This window comes from Peribacillus sp. JNUCC 23, assembly GCF_053653995.1.
Genome location: NZ_CM132202.1, coordinates 2,084,773 through 2,102,941, shown reverse-complemented (window position 1 = coordinate 2,102,941; position 18,169 = coordinate 2,084,773). Strand labels below are relative to the sequence as shown.

General features: G+C 34.4%; 13 protein-coding genes and 1 other annotated feature. Of the genes, 4 read left to right on the top strand and 9 right to left on the bottom strand.

Annotated features, from left to right (window positions below; all coding sequences use genetic code 11):
• Positions 1-683: 683 nt before the first annotated feature.
• On the top strand, positions 684-1,316 hold the full coding sequence (locus JNUCC23_RS10060) for a LysE family translocator (RefSeq protein WP_454215561.1): 633 nt from the start codon (positions 684-686) through the stop codon (positions 1,314-1,316).
• Positions 1,317-1,844: 528 nt separating this feature from the next.
• On the top strand, positions 1,845-2,813 hold the full coding sequence (locus JNUCC23_RS10055; protein ID WP_454215559.1) for an arsenic resistance protein: 969 nt from the start codon (positions 1,845-1,847) through the stop codon (positions 2,811-2,813).
• A 1,518-nt stretch (positions 2,814-4,331) separates the two neighbouring features.
• On the opposite strand, the gene JNUCC23_RS10050 is transcribed toward JNUCC23_RS10055, so the two are convergent.
• Positions 4,332-5,690, bottom strand: coding sequence for an amino acid permease (locus JNUCC23_RS10050; RefSeq protein ID WP_454215558.1), 1,359 nt, complete (start codon positions 5,688-5,690; stop codon positions 4,332-4,334).
• A 57-nt stretch (positions 5,691-5,747) separates the two neighbouring features.
• Positions 5,748-5,981: a binding site (T-box leader), on the bottom strand.
• A gap of 367 nt (positions 5,982-6,348) precedes the next feature.
• Between JNUCC23_RS10050 and JNUCC23_RS10045 the strand changes: the two genes are divergently transcribed.
• Entirely contained in the window at positions 6,349-6,876 is a 528-nt protein-coding gene (locus JNUCC23_RS10045) for a GNAT family N-acetyltransferase (RefSeq protein WP_403073837.1), read from the top strand.
• A gap of 398 nt (positions 6,877-7,274) precedes the next feature.
• On the opposite strand, the gene JNUCC23_RS10040 is transcribed toward JNUCC23_RS10045, so the two are convergent.
• The 7 genes from JNUCC23_RS10040 to JNUCC23_RS10010 all read right to left on the bottom strand — a co-directional run bounded on the left by JNUCC23_RS10040 (position 7,275) and on the right by JNUCC23_RS10010 (position 14,558).
• Complete coding sequence (locus tag JNUCC23_RS10040; RefSeq protein ID WP_454215556.1) at positions 7,275-7,691, bottom strand: DUF5412 domain-containing protein; 417 nt, start codon at positions 7,689-7,691, stop codon at positions 7,275-7,277.
• A gap of 448 nt (positions 7,692-8,139) precedes the next feature.
• Positions 8,140-8,853, bottom strand: coding sequence for a hypothetical protein (locus JNUCC23_RS10035; RefSeq protein ID WP_403073835.1), 714 nt, complete (start codon positions 8,851-8,853; stop codon positions 8,140-8,142).
• 1,318 nt (positions 8,854-10,171) lie between these two features.
• Positions 10,172-10,561, bottom strand: coding sequence for an iron chaperone (locus JNUCC23_RS10030; RefSeq protein WP_062180155.1), 390 nt, complete (start codon positions 10,559-10,561; stop codon positions 10,172-10,174).
• Between the two features lie 484 nt (positions 10,562-11,045).
• Positions 11,046-11,426, bottom strand: a complete 381-nt coding sequence (locus JNUCC23_RS10025; RefSeq protein ID WP_403073832.1) for a VOC family protein — start codon at positions 11,424-11,426, stop codon at positions 11,046-11,048.
• Between the two features lie 161 nt (positions 11,427-11,587).
• Positions 11,588-12,808, bottom strand: a complete 1,221-nt coding sequence (locus JNUCC23_RS10020) for an MFS transporter (protein ID WP_454215553.1) — start codon at positions 12,806-12,808, stop codon at positions 11,588-11,590.
• 61 nt (positions 12,809-12,869) lie between these two features.
• A complete protein-coding gene (locus JNUCC23_RS10015; protein ID WP_454215551.1) occupies positions 12,870-13,922 on the bottom strand; it encodes an ROK family protein in 1,053 nt (350 codons plus the stop codon).
• A 75-nt stretch (positions 13,923-13,997) separates the two neighbouring features.
• Positions 13,998-14,558 (bottom strand): maltose acetyltransferase domain-containing protein, encoded by a 561-nt coding sequence (locus tag JNUCC23_RS10010; protein ID WP_062180167.1) that lies wholly within the window; start codon positions 14,556-14,558, stop codon positions 13,998-14,000.
• A 527-nt stretch (positions 14,559-15,085) separates the two neighbouring features.
• On the opposite strand from JNUCC23_RS10010, the gene JNUCC23_RS10005 reads away from it, so the two are divergent.
• The gene (locus JNUCC23_RS10005; protein ID WP_062180170.1) at positions 15,086-15,616 is read left to right on the top strand and encodes a cysteine hydrolase family protein; all 531 of its coding nucleotides are present in this window, start codon (positions 15,086-15,088) and stop codon (positions 15,614-15,616) included.
• Between the two features lie 470 nt (positions 15,617-16,086).
• Here JNUCC23_RS10005 and tkt read toward each other — a convergent pair whose 3' ends face one another.
• Positions 16,087-18,108 (bottom strand): transketolase, encoded by a 2,022-nt coding sequence (gene tkt, locus JNUCC23_RS10000; RefSeq protein ID WP_454215548.1) that lies wholly within the window; start codon positions 18,106-18,108, stop codon positions 16,087-16,089.
• Between the last annotated feature and the right edge of the window lie 61 nt (positions 18,109-18,169).

Sequence of the window (18,169 nt, the reverse complement as noted above, 5' to 3'; positions counted from 1 at the left end):
TCAATGGCATCAATTAATTTACTTCAAATTTTTCATTGATGAGATTTCGTCTGAACTACCATTAAAAGTGAGGATAAAATTTGTTGAAACTTCACTAACATAATGTGTTTTTTTCTTTTTCAGAAAAAGTTCCTTCGCCAGCCACTACATATTCAGCAGACCAATGTTCACTTTCACCGTGAAAGTTATAATCATGTTTTACAACATTTTGATTGTTACAACCTATAAATAAAGTTAAGGGTAATAATAAAAATATAAATTAATATTTACGCAAAAAAACCCTCCTTTTAAATAGCTCTCTAAATTAAATACAAATTACCTAATATTGTATGTAAAGTACGCCCCATTAATCACCTTTACATCGTTTGCTTTTTATATTTTCTTTAATGTTGAATTTATATTGTTAAGGCTTAACAATATAAAGCCTAGTATAACAAAGGTTATTAATTCTCCTGTAAAAAAAGAGACTACCTCTAATTTAAAGCGTACAAACCATACAGCCAACTACTCATATTTCATTATCTCACCTTTATTTTCATCATAATAATCCAATTAACTTCTTGAATTATTATGCCCCGTTAGTTCAACAAGGACATCAAACAAATAATGTTTATGTTCAATTAATAACACGTTTTATATATAATACAATGTAAGAATTACATAATCAGAAAGGTGATATAAAAATGGAACACTTTTATCTGTTTGTCCTCATGTGTATTTTTTTAATTATTTTACCCGGTCCCGATACTGCAATTGCTACAAAAAATACTGTCACCTTTGGGAGTATCGGGGGTCTTAAAACAGCTTTAGGTACTTGTTGCGCCCTTCTTATCCATACTTCTGCTGCTGTATTAGGACTTTCAGCCATCATTGTGAAATCAGCATTATTATTTTCAGTCTTCAAATACGTTGGTGCTGTTTACTTAATTTATTTGGGTATTAAGACATTATGGTCTATGAAGAAAAAGGAAGAAGCCGCAAGGGTTGAGATGAACACAAAAAGCCAGTTTGTAAACACATCTTGTTTTAAACAAGGGTTCCTTACAAATATCCTAAATCCCAAAGTTTCTGTCTTTTTCTTAACCTTTTTGCCTCAATTCGTGGACTCTGGAAGCAATAACTTTTTACCGTTTCTTATAATGGGTATCACTTATACTGTATTGACTGCCATATGGTTTTTACTTTATGTCTATTTAATTAATCAGATTAGTACTTTTATGAAAAAACCTAAAACACAACATATTATTGAAGGAATCACAGGTACTATACTCATAGGTTTTGGTATAAAACTAGCTCTTGAAAAGACTCATAATTAGATTATTTTTATCTATAAGGTAAGACCCTTGATTTCCCTAAATCGAAGGGTCTTATTTTTTGCCGGAATAAATTATCTTTATCAACCTTGTTAAACTAATCTGCTTCGTTAGCTTATTAAGAAAATCAAATAATTACTAGTGTAGCTTTGTAATAAAGTTTGATAAAAATGATGCTATTAACCTTAATAAACGAACAAAAAGAAAGAGCGTGTTTTGAATTAAGATTGATCAAAATGGCTGTTTCTTTATTAGATTTTAGTTTGGTTTTTATAAAAAAGTTTATTCATTTTCTACCTATGTTGTTCAACAATCGCTCACTTTAGTTGAATAACTATGTTTAATTTATTCTGTAGTTGATTTAGTTTGTAATTTTTATCCACCGCATTCCTAGAGGGTGAACATGAACATTTTTACACAAAACCCATGATAATACATTTTCCAGTCCTTGTTAGAATCGTTGATTTCTAATTTTACAATGTTTATAGTTAGAAAGAATTGTTATATAAAATAAAAGGGGAAGAACTACTAATGATTACTAGAGAAAAATTAGAAAATAATCAAGTTTGGCTATATATCATTGTACTAGTGATAGCAGCCGGATTTGGATTAATAGTTCCAGATTTTGCAGGACAATTAGATGTAATGATCTCTGCTGTCATCGCTATTTTAATGTATAGTATGTTTTCACAGATTCCTTTTACATCTTTAAAAAAGTCGTTTGCTAATCGACGTTTTATCTTGGCTCTATTAACAGTTAACTATATAGCAGTACCCATTGTAGTATGGATTCTATCAAAGTTATTACCCGAATATCCACCGTTATTGCTGGGGGTCTATTTAGTTTTACTTACCCCTTGTATTGATTATGTCATTGTTTTTACAGCTCTAGGCCGTGGAAATGAGAAGGTTATCCTTATGTCTACACCAATTCTTTTCATTACACAAATGCTCCTTTTGCCTCTGTATTTATGGCTGTTTATGGGAGATGAAGCAGAAGGAATAGTGGAACCAGGTCCATTCTTGGAAGCATTTTTCGGTCTCATCGTTATTCCACTGGGAATCGCTATTGCCATACAGCTATTTGCAAGAAAAGCACCTGTCGGCAATACAATATTAGATCTATCAGCATGGCTACCTGTTCCGTTCATGGCACTTACTCTTTTTGTTGTCGTAGCATCTCAAATTGGCAAATTATCTACCTACAATCACCTAATCATCAAAGTAATTCCGATATATATTGCTTTTATGATCATCATGCCAATTATTTCTCGATTCATTGCTAAGTGGTTTAACCTCGATACAGGATCAGGTCGTGCCCTTATCTTCAGTGGATCAACACGAAATTCGCTTGTGGTTCTTCCTCTTGCCTTAGCTTTGTCCGATGATTTAAGCACGTTGGTAGCCGCCGTAATCGTAACACAGACGATCGTTGAACTTGCAGGTGAACTAATTTACATTCGATTAGTACCTAATCTGCTATTACGCCAAAAAAAATAGAAAAAAGTGTAAAAGTCGACCAATTCCTATACTTTTAGTTATCCCAATCACCCCTCGATGTTATAAAAAATTGCTGAATGGATTTCTTACGAAAATCTATGTTGTCCATTCATAAAATTCTCACTAAATGTAAGTGGTGAAGCAGACTCGATAAGATTAGAACTAACAGGAAACAGTGAAGTCAAGAAGTTACTAAGAGAAGAATTTAGCTTAGTATATATTTTAGTGGTCTCCTCATTTGAGAGTTTTCTCCTTTTTCTTATTAAACAAAATGCAACATTTATAAGACCTTTCTGATTTTAAGCAAACTGGTCCAATTGCGGAACAAAAAAATCAATACAGGACTTTTGATCAATCTTTTTACTATTAACTGTACTATGATTATTAGAGGATAATTAGTTCAATTTATAAGCTAATATCCTCTTTTTTAATGCATATTAGAATTATAAACTATACTAAAAAATGCTAGTTTAATATGTTAATTTTATAATTCTATGATTTAAGGTGGAGGATATTATGAGAGTACAGGAAGTATTACTAGATAAAGATATATGCCTCTTGATAAAGGTCGAATGCCTGTAGTGCCTATGATGAAGTATTTAGAAGTAACAGGAAAAAGCAGCAATACACTAAAAACATTCTGTTATGCCCGAAAGCAGTACATTGATTATTTGGAGGAAGTAAAAAAGATTATAAAGACATCACTATAGTGGATTTAGCAGAGGTATAGGCTCCCAATTTTCTTAGCATACAAGGTTATATTTTCTTTGCTTAACTTTGAAACGATTTCATAACCTTCATTTTTAGCTTCTGTATTGTCAGGAACAAAAATAAAAAAAATTATTAACAGTAAGATAATGTATTTTCTCATTAGGAGACACCTCATTTTAGTGTTCTCTAACTAAACTGACTCGTTAGTAAAAAAGCGTTGCCACTTATTGTAGAAACGCTACCCGTTACTTGAAGATGACTCTGCTGTACTTTGCGAAATGTTCTTTAAAAATCAGTTTAAATTTCGGTTTAAAATCAATTTCAATTGCTTGTGTAAAATCATCATTCTGAATCCTTAAAAGTACACTTGATCAATCTTTTTTATCTGCTTTAATTTCAAAATTATCAACCCTCTTTAAATCAAGGAGTGATATCAATTTATTAGAAGTCCGTTGGGCAACTTGTATTTTTACTTCACAGTAAGATGGTGAGAGTGTAACAACGAAGTCTTCCTCTCTATTAGAAAATTGATATGTGGCTTCATGATAAAAAGATTTTTCGAAGTTGTATCGGACAATGTAGGTTCACACTCAAATAACGAAATTAAATCGATTTCTTCTGGGTATCCATGCACTCTTAATCATCACCTTCCAACACTCTATTTTAATATTTTTTATCTTGAATTAACCTGCCCCGTTAACTCAATAAGAAAAATGCTCTACTCCTTATTGAAGTAAAGCACCCAATAGTTTAAGTACAAAATTTCACAATTTTTTTCCACGAATAAAAAAGCGTTTAGATGATTTTCTATTTAACTTCATCTTCATGAAAACGACCTTTAAATATATAAGTTAACGTAATAAAAATATAAATGGCTAACGTAATACCTGTTACGATAATAGATGTTGTGAAAATAATACCAATAAGGATCGTGCTTAAAGCAATAATAGCTGCCCAAGTTGTATAGGGGAACCATTTTACATTATAGGCACTTTTTCTTTCTGGCTGTTTTTTACGTGATTTCAGATGTGCAACCGCAATGATTAACCAAATAAATAATACGGTGTATCCTAGTGAACCCATTAGGAATTCAAAGGTTTTTTCTCCTGCAAATAAAGAAATGATTACTCCCATATATAAAGCTAACGTACACATTAATATAGCATACACTGGAACTTTATTTTTTGATAAATGTGCAAAAATTTTAGGAACACGCCCGTCCACAGCCTGTGTATACAGAACGCGTGATGAGCCATATAAGCCCGAGTTCATGGATGAAATAATCGCGAGTAAAACAACAGCATTCATAAAATGATCTGCACCAGGGATCCCAATCATATTAAATACCATCACAAATGGACTTTCTGCTACTCCGTTTACTTCATTCCAAGGAATTAAGCTAACGATAATAAAGAATGGTAGCAAGTAAAAGAAAGTAATTCGTACTAATGTACTGCGCACAGCTTTTGGTACCACTTTTTCAGGATTTTTTGTTTCAGCTAACGTAATACCAATAATTTCAGTGCCCCCATAAGAATAGATAACAACAAGCATTGCAGCAATTAAGCCTGTTGGTCCGTTTGGAAAGAAACCACCGTGATCTGTTAAGTTTGAAAAACCAACAGCTGTATGATTGCCAAATGTTACAAGTAACAATGCTAACCCTGCTATGATGAACACCACAATTACGGTAATCTTAATTAACGCAAGCCAGTATTCCGTTTCTGCAAAAACCTTAACTGATAACAAGTTAACGGCTGTAACTAACAAGGAGACAGATAAGGCAAGTATCCAAATCGGATAGTCTGGCAACCAATATTGAATGAAAATAGCCGCAACCACCGATTCGGCTGCAATATTTAAAACCCACATTTTCCAATAGATCCAATCTAAAAAATAAGCGGGGTATTTTCCAAGAATCGATTGCACTAAATCTCTAAAGGTTCTTGCATCGCTATTGCGAACTGCCATTTCTGCTAGACCTTGCATAACAAATAACAGAATAATACCTCCGATTAAGTACGCAATAAGTACTGATGGACCAGCCATGTCAATGGCTGCGCTGCTTCCTTTAAATAATCCTGCACCAATGGCACCACCTAATGCCATCATCGTAATATGACGCGAGGTCATTGTTCTCTGTAATTCCTGGTTGTTATCTTTCATTTTTTACCTCCTAAAATCAAAAAAGGCATATCGTCTCTTCCTTCATTATCAAATGAAATAAGAGACGATATGCCTTAAGCAAACCGCGGTACCACTCTAATTGGTTCTTCATGAACCCTACTTAAAAACCTTGTAACGAAGGTTAATCGTTTTAGCAAATAGATAGTCAGTCAATTCTATTTACCTTACCACTCCTAGGCAAGTTCAAAGTCTTATTGGACTGCGTTGCACCAACCCGCAGCTCTCTTCACCAAATAATGAGCTTTTACTACTCCTAATCTTTGCGTTTCATAAAATTATATTTAAAAAGTTTTAATTATTATCCAAAACTATACCGACCTGTTTTAATTTTGTCAATCTTTTATTTTACAATAACTTTCAAAATAGAAGCTTCATACGAAGAGTTTATTTATTCGCAAACTCAGATTATTATGGGATAGAGTTAGTAAATTACTGATTTACAACTTAAAGGAAATTTCAATATGTTACACATTCTATAAAGGATACTGATATATTAAGTGCATTACTTTATCCCTTGACTTTTAATAAAAACTCAATAGATAAGGACTTTTCACTTTGAAGCACAGTTAAAATTATAGTAATATATGGACAATAATAAAAGAGCATTATACTGAAGAAATAAGGGAGGCTACTAATTATGGAATTTTTCCGATTGACTGGATCAGATGATTTATTATTTAATAAAGCATTTGATTTATATGAAGTCAGCTTTCCAGAACACGAACAAAGATTATTTGAAAATCAATTAGCAGCATTAAATAATCCTGAATATCATTGCGAAGTAGTCTTAGAAAAAGGCGTATTTGTTGGCATTATCTTTTATTGGGAAACCGCATATTATTGTTATATTGAACATTTTGCAATTGATCCTGATAAGCGAGGAAATAGCGTAGGTTCTCGTTGTTTAAAAAAGTTTTGTGATATGCACAGCCTTGTAATTTTAGAAATTGACCCTCCAGTAGATCCTATTTCTATTAGACGCAAGAACTTTTATTTACGACTTGGCTTTCATGAAAATAATTACCAACATAACCATCCCGCGTATCGAAAACAGAATTCACCTCATGAACTTGTCATCTTAAGCTATCCAAGGAATATTTCGGAATTTGAATGTACGAAATTTAATAAGTACTTGAAAAATACGATTATGCAGACTGACTTTTAGTGAAATGAGCATAGCATCATCAAAAAAGCCTGTATCCTTTAATATTCTGGATACAGGCAAATTACTTTTTAAAATCTTTTTTCAAATGATTCATCCTAACATTTTACATTTATTGATTCGTTTTTTAATTCAACCTTGCACCTGTTAGTTCAACAAGGTACATTCAATTAAATCTGTGTTCTCATATTCAACACATAATACTGAGATATCTTGCCAGCCATACGCAACATCCTCTACTTTGGTTCCTCCAAACGTACTAGATCTATGAATATATTCCTTTCTTCCCATTCGTTCGTAAAAACAGTAAAATAATAAAGATTATTATTACATACTCTATTGAACTAACCTGCCTTAGCAACCCCTTATCATGCTATAGAACCCGTTAGTTGAGTAAGTAACTATTGATTTCTAAAATCAAATTTTTCATTTGGTACATCTAATAGATGCCCATTAATGACTACTGTATCATTGTCTGTCCAAGTAATAGTTGCAGTATTTTCTCGATAATTCCAATAAATATTTTTGGTTTTATTATTTCTTTTATTAAAGACCAACTCACCACGAACAGAATATGATGATGTAGCACCTCCGTTGTTGACATATGCTTTTATGGTGTATTTTCCATCAGGTGATGTCTTTTCTGTAAGGTATTCTCCTGTCGGCAATCTATTCATATCACAGAACAACGAATAAACTCCATACCCGACCAATACAATAAATAACAAACCGCTTATTATAAATCCCTTTAACAATTTTTTATAAAATTTCTTTTTTTCATCTTTAACATTCACTTCTTCTTTAGGTTCCGGCTCCAAAGTAATAATCTCTCCTTTTATCTTCGTTTCACCTTACCATAAAAAACCACTCCGTTCATACGGTTTTGATTTATTTAAAAATGCCTGAACTTGGCTCTCTCCCTTTGCCACATCCAGACCAACTACTGGCTTCATCGTTTTTTCCTCCTCTACGTACTAACCAGTACCCCCTAGTCCTCTATGTATAGTGTCATAGCTTCGCTTGTTATACGAGATCGACGTCCCAACCAACCTCAAACATGTTTCTACAAGTAGGGAGGCGGACAGTTTAGCTCACGGGATCATGTCCCACGTACCCTTACGTCCTACCCTGGCTACTGATATAATAGATTCTATTAAAAAAAGGTCAACCAGTAATTTTTACTGGTTAACCTTTTAATACGAACGCACCCTATAGTTTAAGTACATTCCTTCACAATCTTTAGTAATAAAGTATGTTATCCTTTTCCTAGTCCGAATTTGTCGACTGTTTGTAACTTTCGGAGCCGAAAATTACAGATTCTATCTTCTGATCAATATTCTCGTTACTTTGCCTCCACAAGCCTACCGCTATCCACAGACAACCTATGGCGACCAGAATTCCATGGGCTATTCGTAGCGGTTGCCCACCGAGAAATTGCGGAATATATAATCCCATCCCGAAGGCGAAAGGAATACCACTCCATTTCGGGTACCTGCCAGACCGCCAAATTGCGATAGCAAGTATAATCGCTGCAATGGCAAGTAGGAGGAGTCCTACTAGGAACATAGCGAGACCTGCACCAGAACGGACGACAGTTGCTAAACTAACAAGGGTGGCTGCCTGTTGCCTTATAGCCTCTTTCCCTATAGCGTGTAGACCGAATGTTTCCCCTCCGTAAAACGGCAATGTTAGACCTATTCCTATCAAACACAGTACAACCGCCCAAAACGCAAGTGAGTTTACGGCTGTTCCTTGTAAAGAGTTGTGAAGCCCAAGTAAACCTAATGGTAGGAGTGTAAAAGCGACAATGGCTAGTATATGTGCCAAAAGCCAATCGGTGGAGGCGAAAGCTGAGGCACCTTGCAAGGATGTTTCATCTGAAAAGGGTCGTATCGTTGGATAAAGTACAAACAAGATTCCAGAGATCACAAGAGTTGTAGCACTAAGGCGCATTTGTAGCACCTGTCTAGGAACTCGCATAGGATCTACCTCCTTGGTTTGGATGTTAGAATATTTCCTGATTTTATATTAATTTAACTATTTACATAATTGAGTGGTTATATGTAAAAGTTTCATTAAGCTTTTCTTTTGATGGATTAATTCAGAATTAGCAATTGCTTTCGTTGTATTGTTTAGCTATTCTGACTATTATTCTAAGTTTAACACTTCACAAACAATCTTTTATGAGTATTCTTACTCTTATTGTCTCCTCTTTATATTTTTCTTCAAAGAAGTTTAAAATTTCTTTTTTACTTGTTCGTCCGCCTCATTAAAATTACTCATATCAATTGCTATAAATTCCTTTTTGCTACTCAATGCTTCGTCATACTCCATTATAGAATTCAATGCAATACTATATATTTCTCCTAATCTTCTTTCGAGTTAGCGCCATTATTACAAGCAAAAAGTATTAACGCAAAGAAAAAACAGGATAGGAAAATGTTTTAGTTTCATAGTCACTCCCCCTTTTTATTTTATAGACGAATTTTTAATTTGATATGTTTCATATATTTGATTCTGGAATAAACGATCTTGTTAAATGAATTACTATGTTTTATTCGTATTCAATCTTTCTAATTCCATCTTTCACAAACCTGCCCCGGTACTTTAAGTACAAATCTTCACAATCGCCTCTAAACTTTAACATAGACATCCAATTTTCTTAATAGATATTGTTCCACATAATGTCCTTTTTGTTGAATAAGAAAAAAACTGTAACAACAGGATTTATGATCACACTTTATTCAAAATCCATAAAATTTTCATTCTCTGATAACCATAGTTGTAGTACAGAAATGTCTAAATTTCTGTGTAATTTTTCGAGAGTGTCAAGTGCATTGTGTAAAAAAACAAGAACATCTAAAGTTACATAAAAATTCAAACTACTCTACCTTAAAAATTGCACAATCATTGATATACTATCGGATGATTGTTTCGTTTTTACTTTAAATTTAATAATACTTAATGCCTAAAAGAGCTGCCACAAGACAGCCCTAATAAGTAAATACCAATTTTATTGTTCATTTAATGCTGTCCCCACCCCAACCATTCTCCATATCCAATGTTATGTATTCGGCATGGAAGCTACTACTGGTAAAACTGTCTTTATTCCAATCCCTACTTCAACTTTTATTAAGACCTGTCTTGCGTGCTTAACTAAAGTTCAATCAATGTCTAAAAGCGTATTTCAATGCATATTTATATTTCTTTATAGATAATTCTCCATTAAGATCAGTATTCATTCAATTGGCTTCTACTTTTACGTACTACAATATAAGGCCCTCCGGAATTTTTGAGATCATTTCTTCTTTTTCAATTTAGCTTCTTCTATCTTTATATTCTCAGCAACTCTAAATTTAACGATTTCTTTTATTAATTCATAAGGCAGAGGCCTTTCAATCGGAAACTGCACGGACCCTTTTGCTCCTTTATATTCCGAAAGTTCATGTTTAAAAGCAGCGATCCCGCTAGAAGTTGGATAAAACCCTATATGATTTTTATAGGCAGCGAAATGCACCAGATTTCTATGTAAAACAAAAGTAGGCATTTGATAACTTATCTTTTCTTCTGCATCTGGTGCCGACTCTTTTATAACTTTTCTTAACGTATTTAGTATTTCCTGGACTTCAAGAGGAAATTGTTCAATGTATTCATCAATTGATTTAAATGTAATTTTATATCCTTCCATGATTTCTCCTTTCAAAAATACAAAATCTTAGAAATAGATCAAGCTTGATTTTTGTATCTATTCGACAACGACCAGACTCGATACCTCTTTGCCACATTGCTAAATTTTCCTGCAAGCAGAATGTCAAATTTATTATTAAACTTAAAGTATTCAGCGATAGTAGATACCCTTTTAAGAAACTTATTTACCTATCACGTTGTTTTCCTCTACTATTATATTCTATTAGTTCCATAAAAAAGTCGACGTTTAGCATATAACTAGTTCCTTCAATAAGTACTGAAGACGCTTAACTGGACTTTAACTTCAGGTAGAAGTGGATTATTAAATAAGCGCCAAATGATAAATAGCAAAAAAGTTATTTTGCCTTTGTAAAATTACAAAGAACCGTCCAATTAAGGACGGTATTAAAAAAAAATTATTGTCATTACACACTAACACGACTAAAATTAGTTTTTCTAGTCATATTGATGTTAGTTTTTTATGTTCACTTTTTTTCCATAATCGCAAAGTAATTATCTTCATTATCAGCAAAGTTAAACACTTTACCAAAAGGCATAGTGACAATTTCTCCGACTTTAATATTTTTATCTGAAAAGTCTTTATATAATTTTTCAAGATTTTCCGAGTAAAACATTATCGAAGGTGTATGTAGATTTAATTCAGGCTGCATTTTAGCAATTAATTCCTTATTATGGAGAACGAAACTCGTTTCTGCTTCTTTTGTTGGAGCAATTTCAAACCATCTCAGTCCTTGGCCGTTATCTTCTTCAGACACTACACTAAACCCTACTTTATCTGTCCAAAATTTCAATGCCTCATCTTGGTTATTCACATATAACATAATTTGACCAATTTTATTAATCATTTGCTTCTCTCCATTCCTACTAGTTCAGTTAATATTGATCATTCTTCTTTTAAGCATTGCATTATACTTTGGCACCTAAGTCGAATAACTACATAATAATTATACAATAAAACAACATAATCACCTTTATTATACTCTCCATTGGACTGAGAACCATAAAATTAAACATTAATGTTTTTTTCAAACGAACGCGATTTCATTAAAGTATTTATTTTTTCCGAACCAAGAAGCATGGTGATTATATAAACCACAATAAAAAAAGGAAGAATCTCCATTGTAGAATACGATACAACCATCCCTAGAATCGGTGGCAAAAACGTACTCCCAGTATAGGCAACTGCCATTTGATAGCCCATAATGGACTGAGAATGTTCTTTCCCAAAACGAGCCGGCGTTTCATGTAACATACATGGAAAAATCGGCGCCAATCCTAAGCCAACCAAAATAAATCCTACAAGAGAAAAAGAAGTGGGCAAGGGCAATAAAAGAAAAGCAGCTCCCATCAATGCTGTGATTTGTCCTGCACGAATGAGAATACGGTTACTCACCTTCATGGTAATAAATCCTGTAATCAATCTACCTACTGTAATCCCTGCGTAGTATAAGGAAACCCATTGAGCTGCTACTACTACCGATAGTCCCTTAACATTTACAAGATAACTACTTCCCCACAACCCCATCGTTGATTCCACGCCACAATAAAATAAAAAAGATACGAGTGCTAGCTTTACACCCTTAATATGTAATGGTTTCACATGCTTCAACGCTGTTTCATCAGGCAAAACAATTTCTTTGTCATCTGGATCTTCGCTTAAATTCGCCTGACTGTTTATTGCCACTCGTTTCCATAACGGAAGAGTAAAAAAGAGGACTAGGACTAAAGTAAACTGAATAATGGCAATGGCAACATATCCTTGTCTCCAAGAATTTTGACCAGTAATAAACTGGGACATTATAATAGGACCAAGAGAAGCACCAACTCCCCAGAAACAATGTAACCAGCTCATATGATGTGCTTTATAGTGTGTAGCAACATAGTTGTTTAATCCTGCGTCGACTGCTCCTGCACCTAATCCAAGTGGTATGGCACATATAATAAGCCATATGAGCGATGGTGAAAAAGAAAATCCTAAAAGTGCAACGGCTGTCATTAAAACACTAATTAATGTGACATTTCCAGTTCCCAGCCGCTTAATAACAGATCCGGCAGCTAAACTTGAAACGATTGTACCGCCTGCAATTACCATGAAAAGCAAGCCAGCAGTTTCAAGTGGTTGCCCATAATCTGATTGCATCACAGGCCATGCTACGCCTAACATTGAATCAGGCAAACCTAAGCTAATGAACGCCATATATATGATGACTAAAAATAAAGTAGCCATTATAAGTCCCCCTGTATTTTTCATATATTCATTGTATAGTTTAGGTTTTGTGTTTTTTTGCTTACTCTAATACATTAACTAACCGGATACCAGTTATCATACGGTCAAGCGCAAGTCGCTGCAATCCATGAAGATAGTCTCGTTTCCAGTCACTCACAATAAGCTCTGGAAGATGTTCTTTTGGAACATACTTAGCACTTTCTATCGCAACTCGATTTATTGCTATCTGATTCATTTCCTCTTTAGAAAAAATGACTGTATGAGGATTGATAATGGCTACTAAGGAAGCAATTAAGCGACTAATAGCCTGAATCTCATGCTCTTCACCAATAATAGGGGTATCCTTACTCTTCTTGCGCCCCTGGTACATAGCTTGATGGAAGTTTTGGTTATCATACAATGGCAAGAACGAAACCTCTCCAGTAAAGAACGTACTCCCACGTACAACGTCACCATTAATTAGAATCCCAGCTCCAGGGCCATTCTTCCCAGAGTACAAATATACAAGCGATTGTTTATCCTCTCTCCCACTCATTTTTTGAAACCCTAGAACTGCAGCATTCATATCATTCTCTACAACAACAGGTATGGAAAACAGATCCTCGAAGTATGTTTTCAATTCAAAGTCATGGAAACTCTTATAATTAGGGATGTGAAATATTCGTCCATTATCGACAGCTCCAGGTACACCTATCGCCATCGAACTGATTTTTGGAAATTCTAATAGGATTTCCTGTACTAACTCTATCAACGAGTGTAAGTCATCTTGGAATACACTTGGTCGTGTTCTCTGTTCCTTCATTTCTCCCACACAATTAAAAACGGCATAAACAGTCTCATTTTGCTCCAAAAAGACAGCTAGACCTAGCATATGCTCCGGATTAAATACATATCGCTTTGCTCTTCTTCCACCACTGGAATCATCCAATCCGACTTCATAAACCTCTCCATCCTGTTCCATTTGAGCAATTACCTTGCTGACAGTGGGAAAGCTGATTCCTAACTGCTTGCTAAGTTCAACTTTTGTAGCACTACCAAGCTGTAACAGTGTTGTTCGTATTACACGAAGAATGACCTTTTTCATTGATTTTGGTGTAGCAAATCGTTCATCCATGATATTCACCAGCTTATTAAATTAGTTTCAAAGGCTTGTATAGAATGCTACAAATATTTGTTACTTTATATCAAATTAATTGTCAATTTGTTTAATAATTTTTGCAGGATTTCCACCTACCACAACATTATCAGGTACATCTTTTGTGACAACTGCACCTGATGCAATAACCACATTATTTCCAACATGAATACCTGGATTGATTATGGCTCTACCACCAATCCAAACATTATTCCCGATCGTAACAGTTTTGCCGAATTCAGGTCCTGCAATGCGTTCATGTGGATTTAATGGATGAGCAGCGGTATAAATATGTACACCCGGAGCAATAAAACAATTATCACCTATCCGAACTTCACAAACATCTAAAATCACACAATCAAAATTCGCATAAAAGTTTTCGCCAACATGTATATTGTACCCATAGTCACATTTGAAACTTGGTTCAATGTATACATGATCTCCAGTCGAACCAAGCAGAGCTTTTAAAAGTTCAGTACGTTTACTTTCTTCTGTTTCTATCGTTTGATTGTATAATCTGGTTAGTCTTCTGGCATTTATGCGTTCTCTTTGTAATTCAGTGTCTGCAGCATTATACAATTCACCGTTCAACATTTTTTCTTTTTCTGTTTTCATGATAATCATCTCCTAGTAAATTTCTTTAAATTGAAAAAGAAATTACAAATCATTTTTTCATAAAGCTAGCACCTACACAAACGGACTTATTAAACTTATTTAATAAGTGTCTATAGAATACCATATTTAGGTACTAAGAAAAAGAAAAGAATTGAAACTTAAAACGCTTACCCAAAATCAGTTGGCATTTCTAACAATTGTTCATTAGACATATTTTTTATTTCATCTGTATAAACATCTATTTTTCAACTATAAGGACATTCCAGCCCAGTTTTAAATTTCAGCTATTTCATCTTAGCAAACAGGATCGTTTTTATAATCTATACGATTATTCTCAATCTTTAATACAAATCCTTGTTAAAAATATTATCAAAATAAAATATGTTTTGTGATTGAGGAATTTATATGGTTACCATTCGAAAATTTTTATTTATTATGCTTTACACTTTCCTTATTCATTGGATAAATCATTATCAAGAACACAAACTAAAATCTAATGGAAATATACGAATTGGGGGGAATTCACTATGCAAGAAAATCAAACGGCTTTGTTAATCGTTGATGTGCAAATCGGCTCATTTAGAGAAATCAAACCTTTGTATAAAGGAAATGAATTATTAAAGAATATTCGTTTGCTCATTTCAAACGCTCGTAAAAAATATGTTCCCATTGTTTACATGAAATTTAACGATAAACCTGGAAAACCTCTTGAACGTGGAACCTTGGGATGGAATATTCATCCTTATATTGCCCCGACTGAAGAGGATATCATTATTGAAAAGAATCATCCAGATTCATTCCAAGAAACAAACCTTCAACAAGAATTAGCTATTAGGGGAGTAAAGCGAATCATCATTACCGGAATTCAAACGGAAGTGTGTGTGGATGCGACATGCCGCCGCGCATTCAGCCTTGGTTATGACGTAGTTCTTGTAAAAGATGGACACACTACTTACGATTCAGAAATCCTTATGGCACCCCAAATTATTAATCACCATAATGAAGTCCTTCATCAATGGTTTGCCAATGTAAAAGAGCTACATGAAATAGAATTTTAAAGAAATTTCACTTTGTCAGATCAATTTTTATCAATTGTTAAAATAAAGTCTATCATTCGTTTCTGCATACTTTTACATACAACGATTGTTTGTTTCCTTGTTTAGCAATTGGGTGCTTCTTTCCCTCGAGGAAACCTGTCAACGATAAATGGAGTTTACTTAAAAGAAGATATACTGTAGGAGGAGTCATGTAAAAAGAATTGAAATCTATTAGTTGCTAATAATTAAGTGGGAACATAAAACTAAGATTCCTAGAATATTTTAATATTCTAGCGAGGATAATATTGAAATACAAATTTAGCGAAGTCCCAAATGCCTATTATGACCGCCAATATCGGAAATCTTCATACTTACATCAAAGCTGATTACATCGTTTTTTTCAAAAAGAAAGAGTTGAATGCTCTATTAAAGCATCAACTCTCTCTTTTTACTTATCCAGTTCTGAAAATCGGCTCATTATGAATAAACGTTCAATTCATTGCAGAGGTAACTTCTTTAAATCTTTTCACTACGTTTTCAACAGTAAATCCGTATTCCTCGAGCAATTTATTTGCTGGTGCAGATGCTCCAAATTGATTAATCGCAATTACTGCTCCATGATCTCCAACGTATTCTCTCCAACCAATAGATGAACCCATTTCAATCCCAATACGAGCTTTTGTATTTTTTGGAAGAACACTTTCTTTATATTCAATCGGCTGTTTTTCAAAACGGTCCCAACTTGGCATGCTAACAACCGATACAAAAACCCCTTCACTTTCAAGTTCTTTTTGAGCAGCAATTGCCAAGGAAACTTCTGATCCAGTAGCAAGCAATAAACCGCTGACTTCGCCTTTTGCCTTTGAAACTACATAAGCCCCTCTTTTCACACCTTCGTAAACCGTTTGTTCATCAACGTTTAATGTTGGTAAGCCTTGACGTGTTAAAACAAGTGCTGTAGGTGTATCTGTACTTTCAAGAGCTAATTGCCAAGCCGCAACTGTTTCTTTTGCGTCAGCTGGACGAATAATTGAAAGTCCTGGCATTGCACGTAAAGCTGCAAGTTGTTCGATTGGTTCATGTGTTGGTCCATCTTCCCCTACGGCAATACTATCATGTGTAAATACATACGTAACAGGAAGATTCATAAGTGCAGCTAAGCGAATAGCTGGACGTAGGTAGTCTGAGAATACGAAAAACGTAGAACCAAATACTTTAACGCCGCCGTGAAGGGTCATCCCATTAAGAGCCGCTCCCATCGCAAATTCCCGTACGCCAAACCAAATATTGCGACCTGCATATCCATCTATCTTGTAATTTTTTTCAGATGAAAGGAAAGTCTTATTGGATCCTGCTAAATCTGCAGAACCACCAAGTAATTGTGGAATCACATTAGCAGCAGCATTCAGTGCTTTCCCTGATGAATCTCTTGTCGCGATTACATCCCCTTCTGTGAAGGTTGGTAATGCTTCTTGCCAATTTTCAGGAAGCTCTCCTGCTAAAGCAGCCTCAAATTGCTTAGCTAACTCTGGATGGTTGTTCTTATAACTTTCAAATAATTCATTCCAAGCATTTTCCTTTTCTTGGCCAACTGCTGTAAATTGCTCAAAATGCTCTTTTGCTTCTTCTGGAATAAAGAATGGTTCTTCTACATTCCAATTATAAGAAGCTTTCGTTAACTTAATTTCTTCCTTACCAAGTGGTGAACCATGAGAAGAAGATTTACCTGACTTATTTGGAGAACCATATCCAATTACCGTTTTAACTTCTATTAAAGTTGGTCTATTCAAATCAGCTTTAGCTTCTTGTAATGCTGTTTGAATGGCATCAACATCATTGCCATTTTCAACGCGAATCACTTGCCAACCGTAGGCTTTAAATCGGTCTTCTACATTCTCTGAAAATGATAAATTCAAATCTCCATCTAGAGAAATATCATTAGAATCATACATAACAATAAGGCGGCCTAGGTTTAAATGACCTGCAAGTGATGCAGCTTCAGCTGAAACACCTTCCATTAAATCTCCATCACCACAAATACTATACGTATAATGATCAACGATGTTATGCCCCTCTTGATTGTATGTTTCTGCAAGATGTCTTTCTGCCATTGCCATACCTACAGCCATTGCAACCCCCTGTCCTAAAGGACCTGTCGTTGCTTCAACTCCAGGTGTATGACCAAATTCAGGGTGCCCTGGCGTTCTACTTCCCCATTGACGGAAACTTTTTAAATCTTCCATTGTCACATCGTAACCAAATACATGTAAAAGGCTATATAAAAGCATAGAACCATGCCCTGCAGATAATACAAATCGGTCCCTATTAAACCATTTCGGGTTTACTGGATTATGATTCATCTCTTTTGCCCATAGTGTATATGCCATTGGAGCTGACCCCATTGGCATACCTGGGTGACCAGAGTTTGCTTTTTCAACACCATCAATAGATAATGTTCGAATTGTATTAATAGCTAATTGATCAATTTGTGTTTCGTTTAATAATGTCTTCATCTATTACACTCCTAATCTAGTAAATTATTTAGTATGGGGATTCGCTCATATGCATTACACT

What these genes read in the sequence shown, in the direction of transcription:
- JNUCC23_RS10060 (WP_454215561.1), top strand. Translation starts at nt 684, where the DNA reads ATGGAACACTTTTATCTGTTTGTCCTCATGTGTATTTTTTTAATTATT.
- JNUCC23_RS10055 (WP_454215559.1), top strand. Translation starts at nt 1,845, where the DNA reads ATGATTACTAGAGAAAAATTAGAAAATAATCAAGTTTGGCTATATATC.
- JNUCC23_RS10050 (WP_454215558.1), bottom strand. Translation starts at nt 5,690, where the DNA reads ATGAAAGATAACAACCAGGAATTACAGAGAACAATGACCTCGCGTCAT.
- JNUCC23_RS10045 (WP_403073837.1), top strand. Translation starts at nt 6,349, where the DNA reads ATGGAATTTTTCCGATTGACTGGATCAGATGATTTATTATTTAATAAA.
- JNUCC23_RS10035 (WP_403073835.1), bottom strand. Translation starts at nt 8,853, where the DNA reads ATGCGAGTTCCTAGACAGGTGCTACAAATGCGCCTTAGTGCTACAACT.
- JNUCC23_RS10030 (WP_062180155.1), bottom strand. Translation starts at nt 10,561, where the DNA reads ATGGAAGGATATAAAATTACATTTAAATCAATTGATGAATACATTGAA.
- JNUCC23_RS10025 (WP_403073832.1), bottom strand. Translation starts at nt 11,426, where the DNA reads ATGATTAATAAAATTGGTCAAATTATGTTATATGTGAATAACCAAGAT.
- JNUCC23_RS10020 (WP_454215553.1), bottom strand. Translation starts at nt 12,808, where the DNA reads ATGGCTACTTTATTTTTAGTCATCATATATATGGCGTTCATTAGCTTA.
- JNUCC23_RS10015 (WP_454215551.1), bottom strand. Translation starts at nt 13,922, where the DNA reads ATGGATGAACGATTTGCTACACCAAAATCAATGAAAAAGGTCATTCTT.
- JNUCC23_RS10010 (WP_062180167.1), bottom strand. Translation starts at nt 14,558, where the DNA reads ATGAAAACAGAAAAAGAAAAAATGTTGAACGGTGAATTGTATAATGCT.
- JNUCC23_RS10005 (WP_062180170.1), top strand. Translation starts at nt 15,086, where the DNA reads ATGCAAGAAAATCAAACGGCTTTGTTAATCGTTGATGTGCAAATCGGC.
- tkt (WP_454215548.1), bottom strand. Translation starts at nt 18,108, where the DNA reads ATGAAGACATTATTAAACGAAACACAAATTGATCAATTAGCTATTAAT.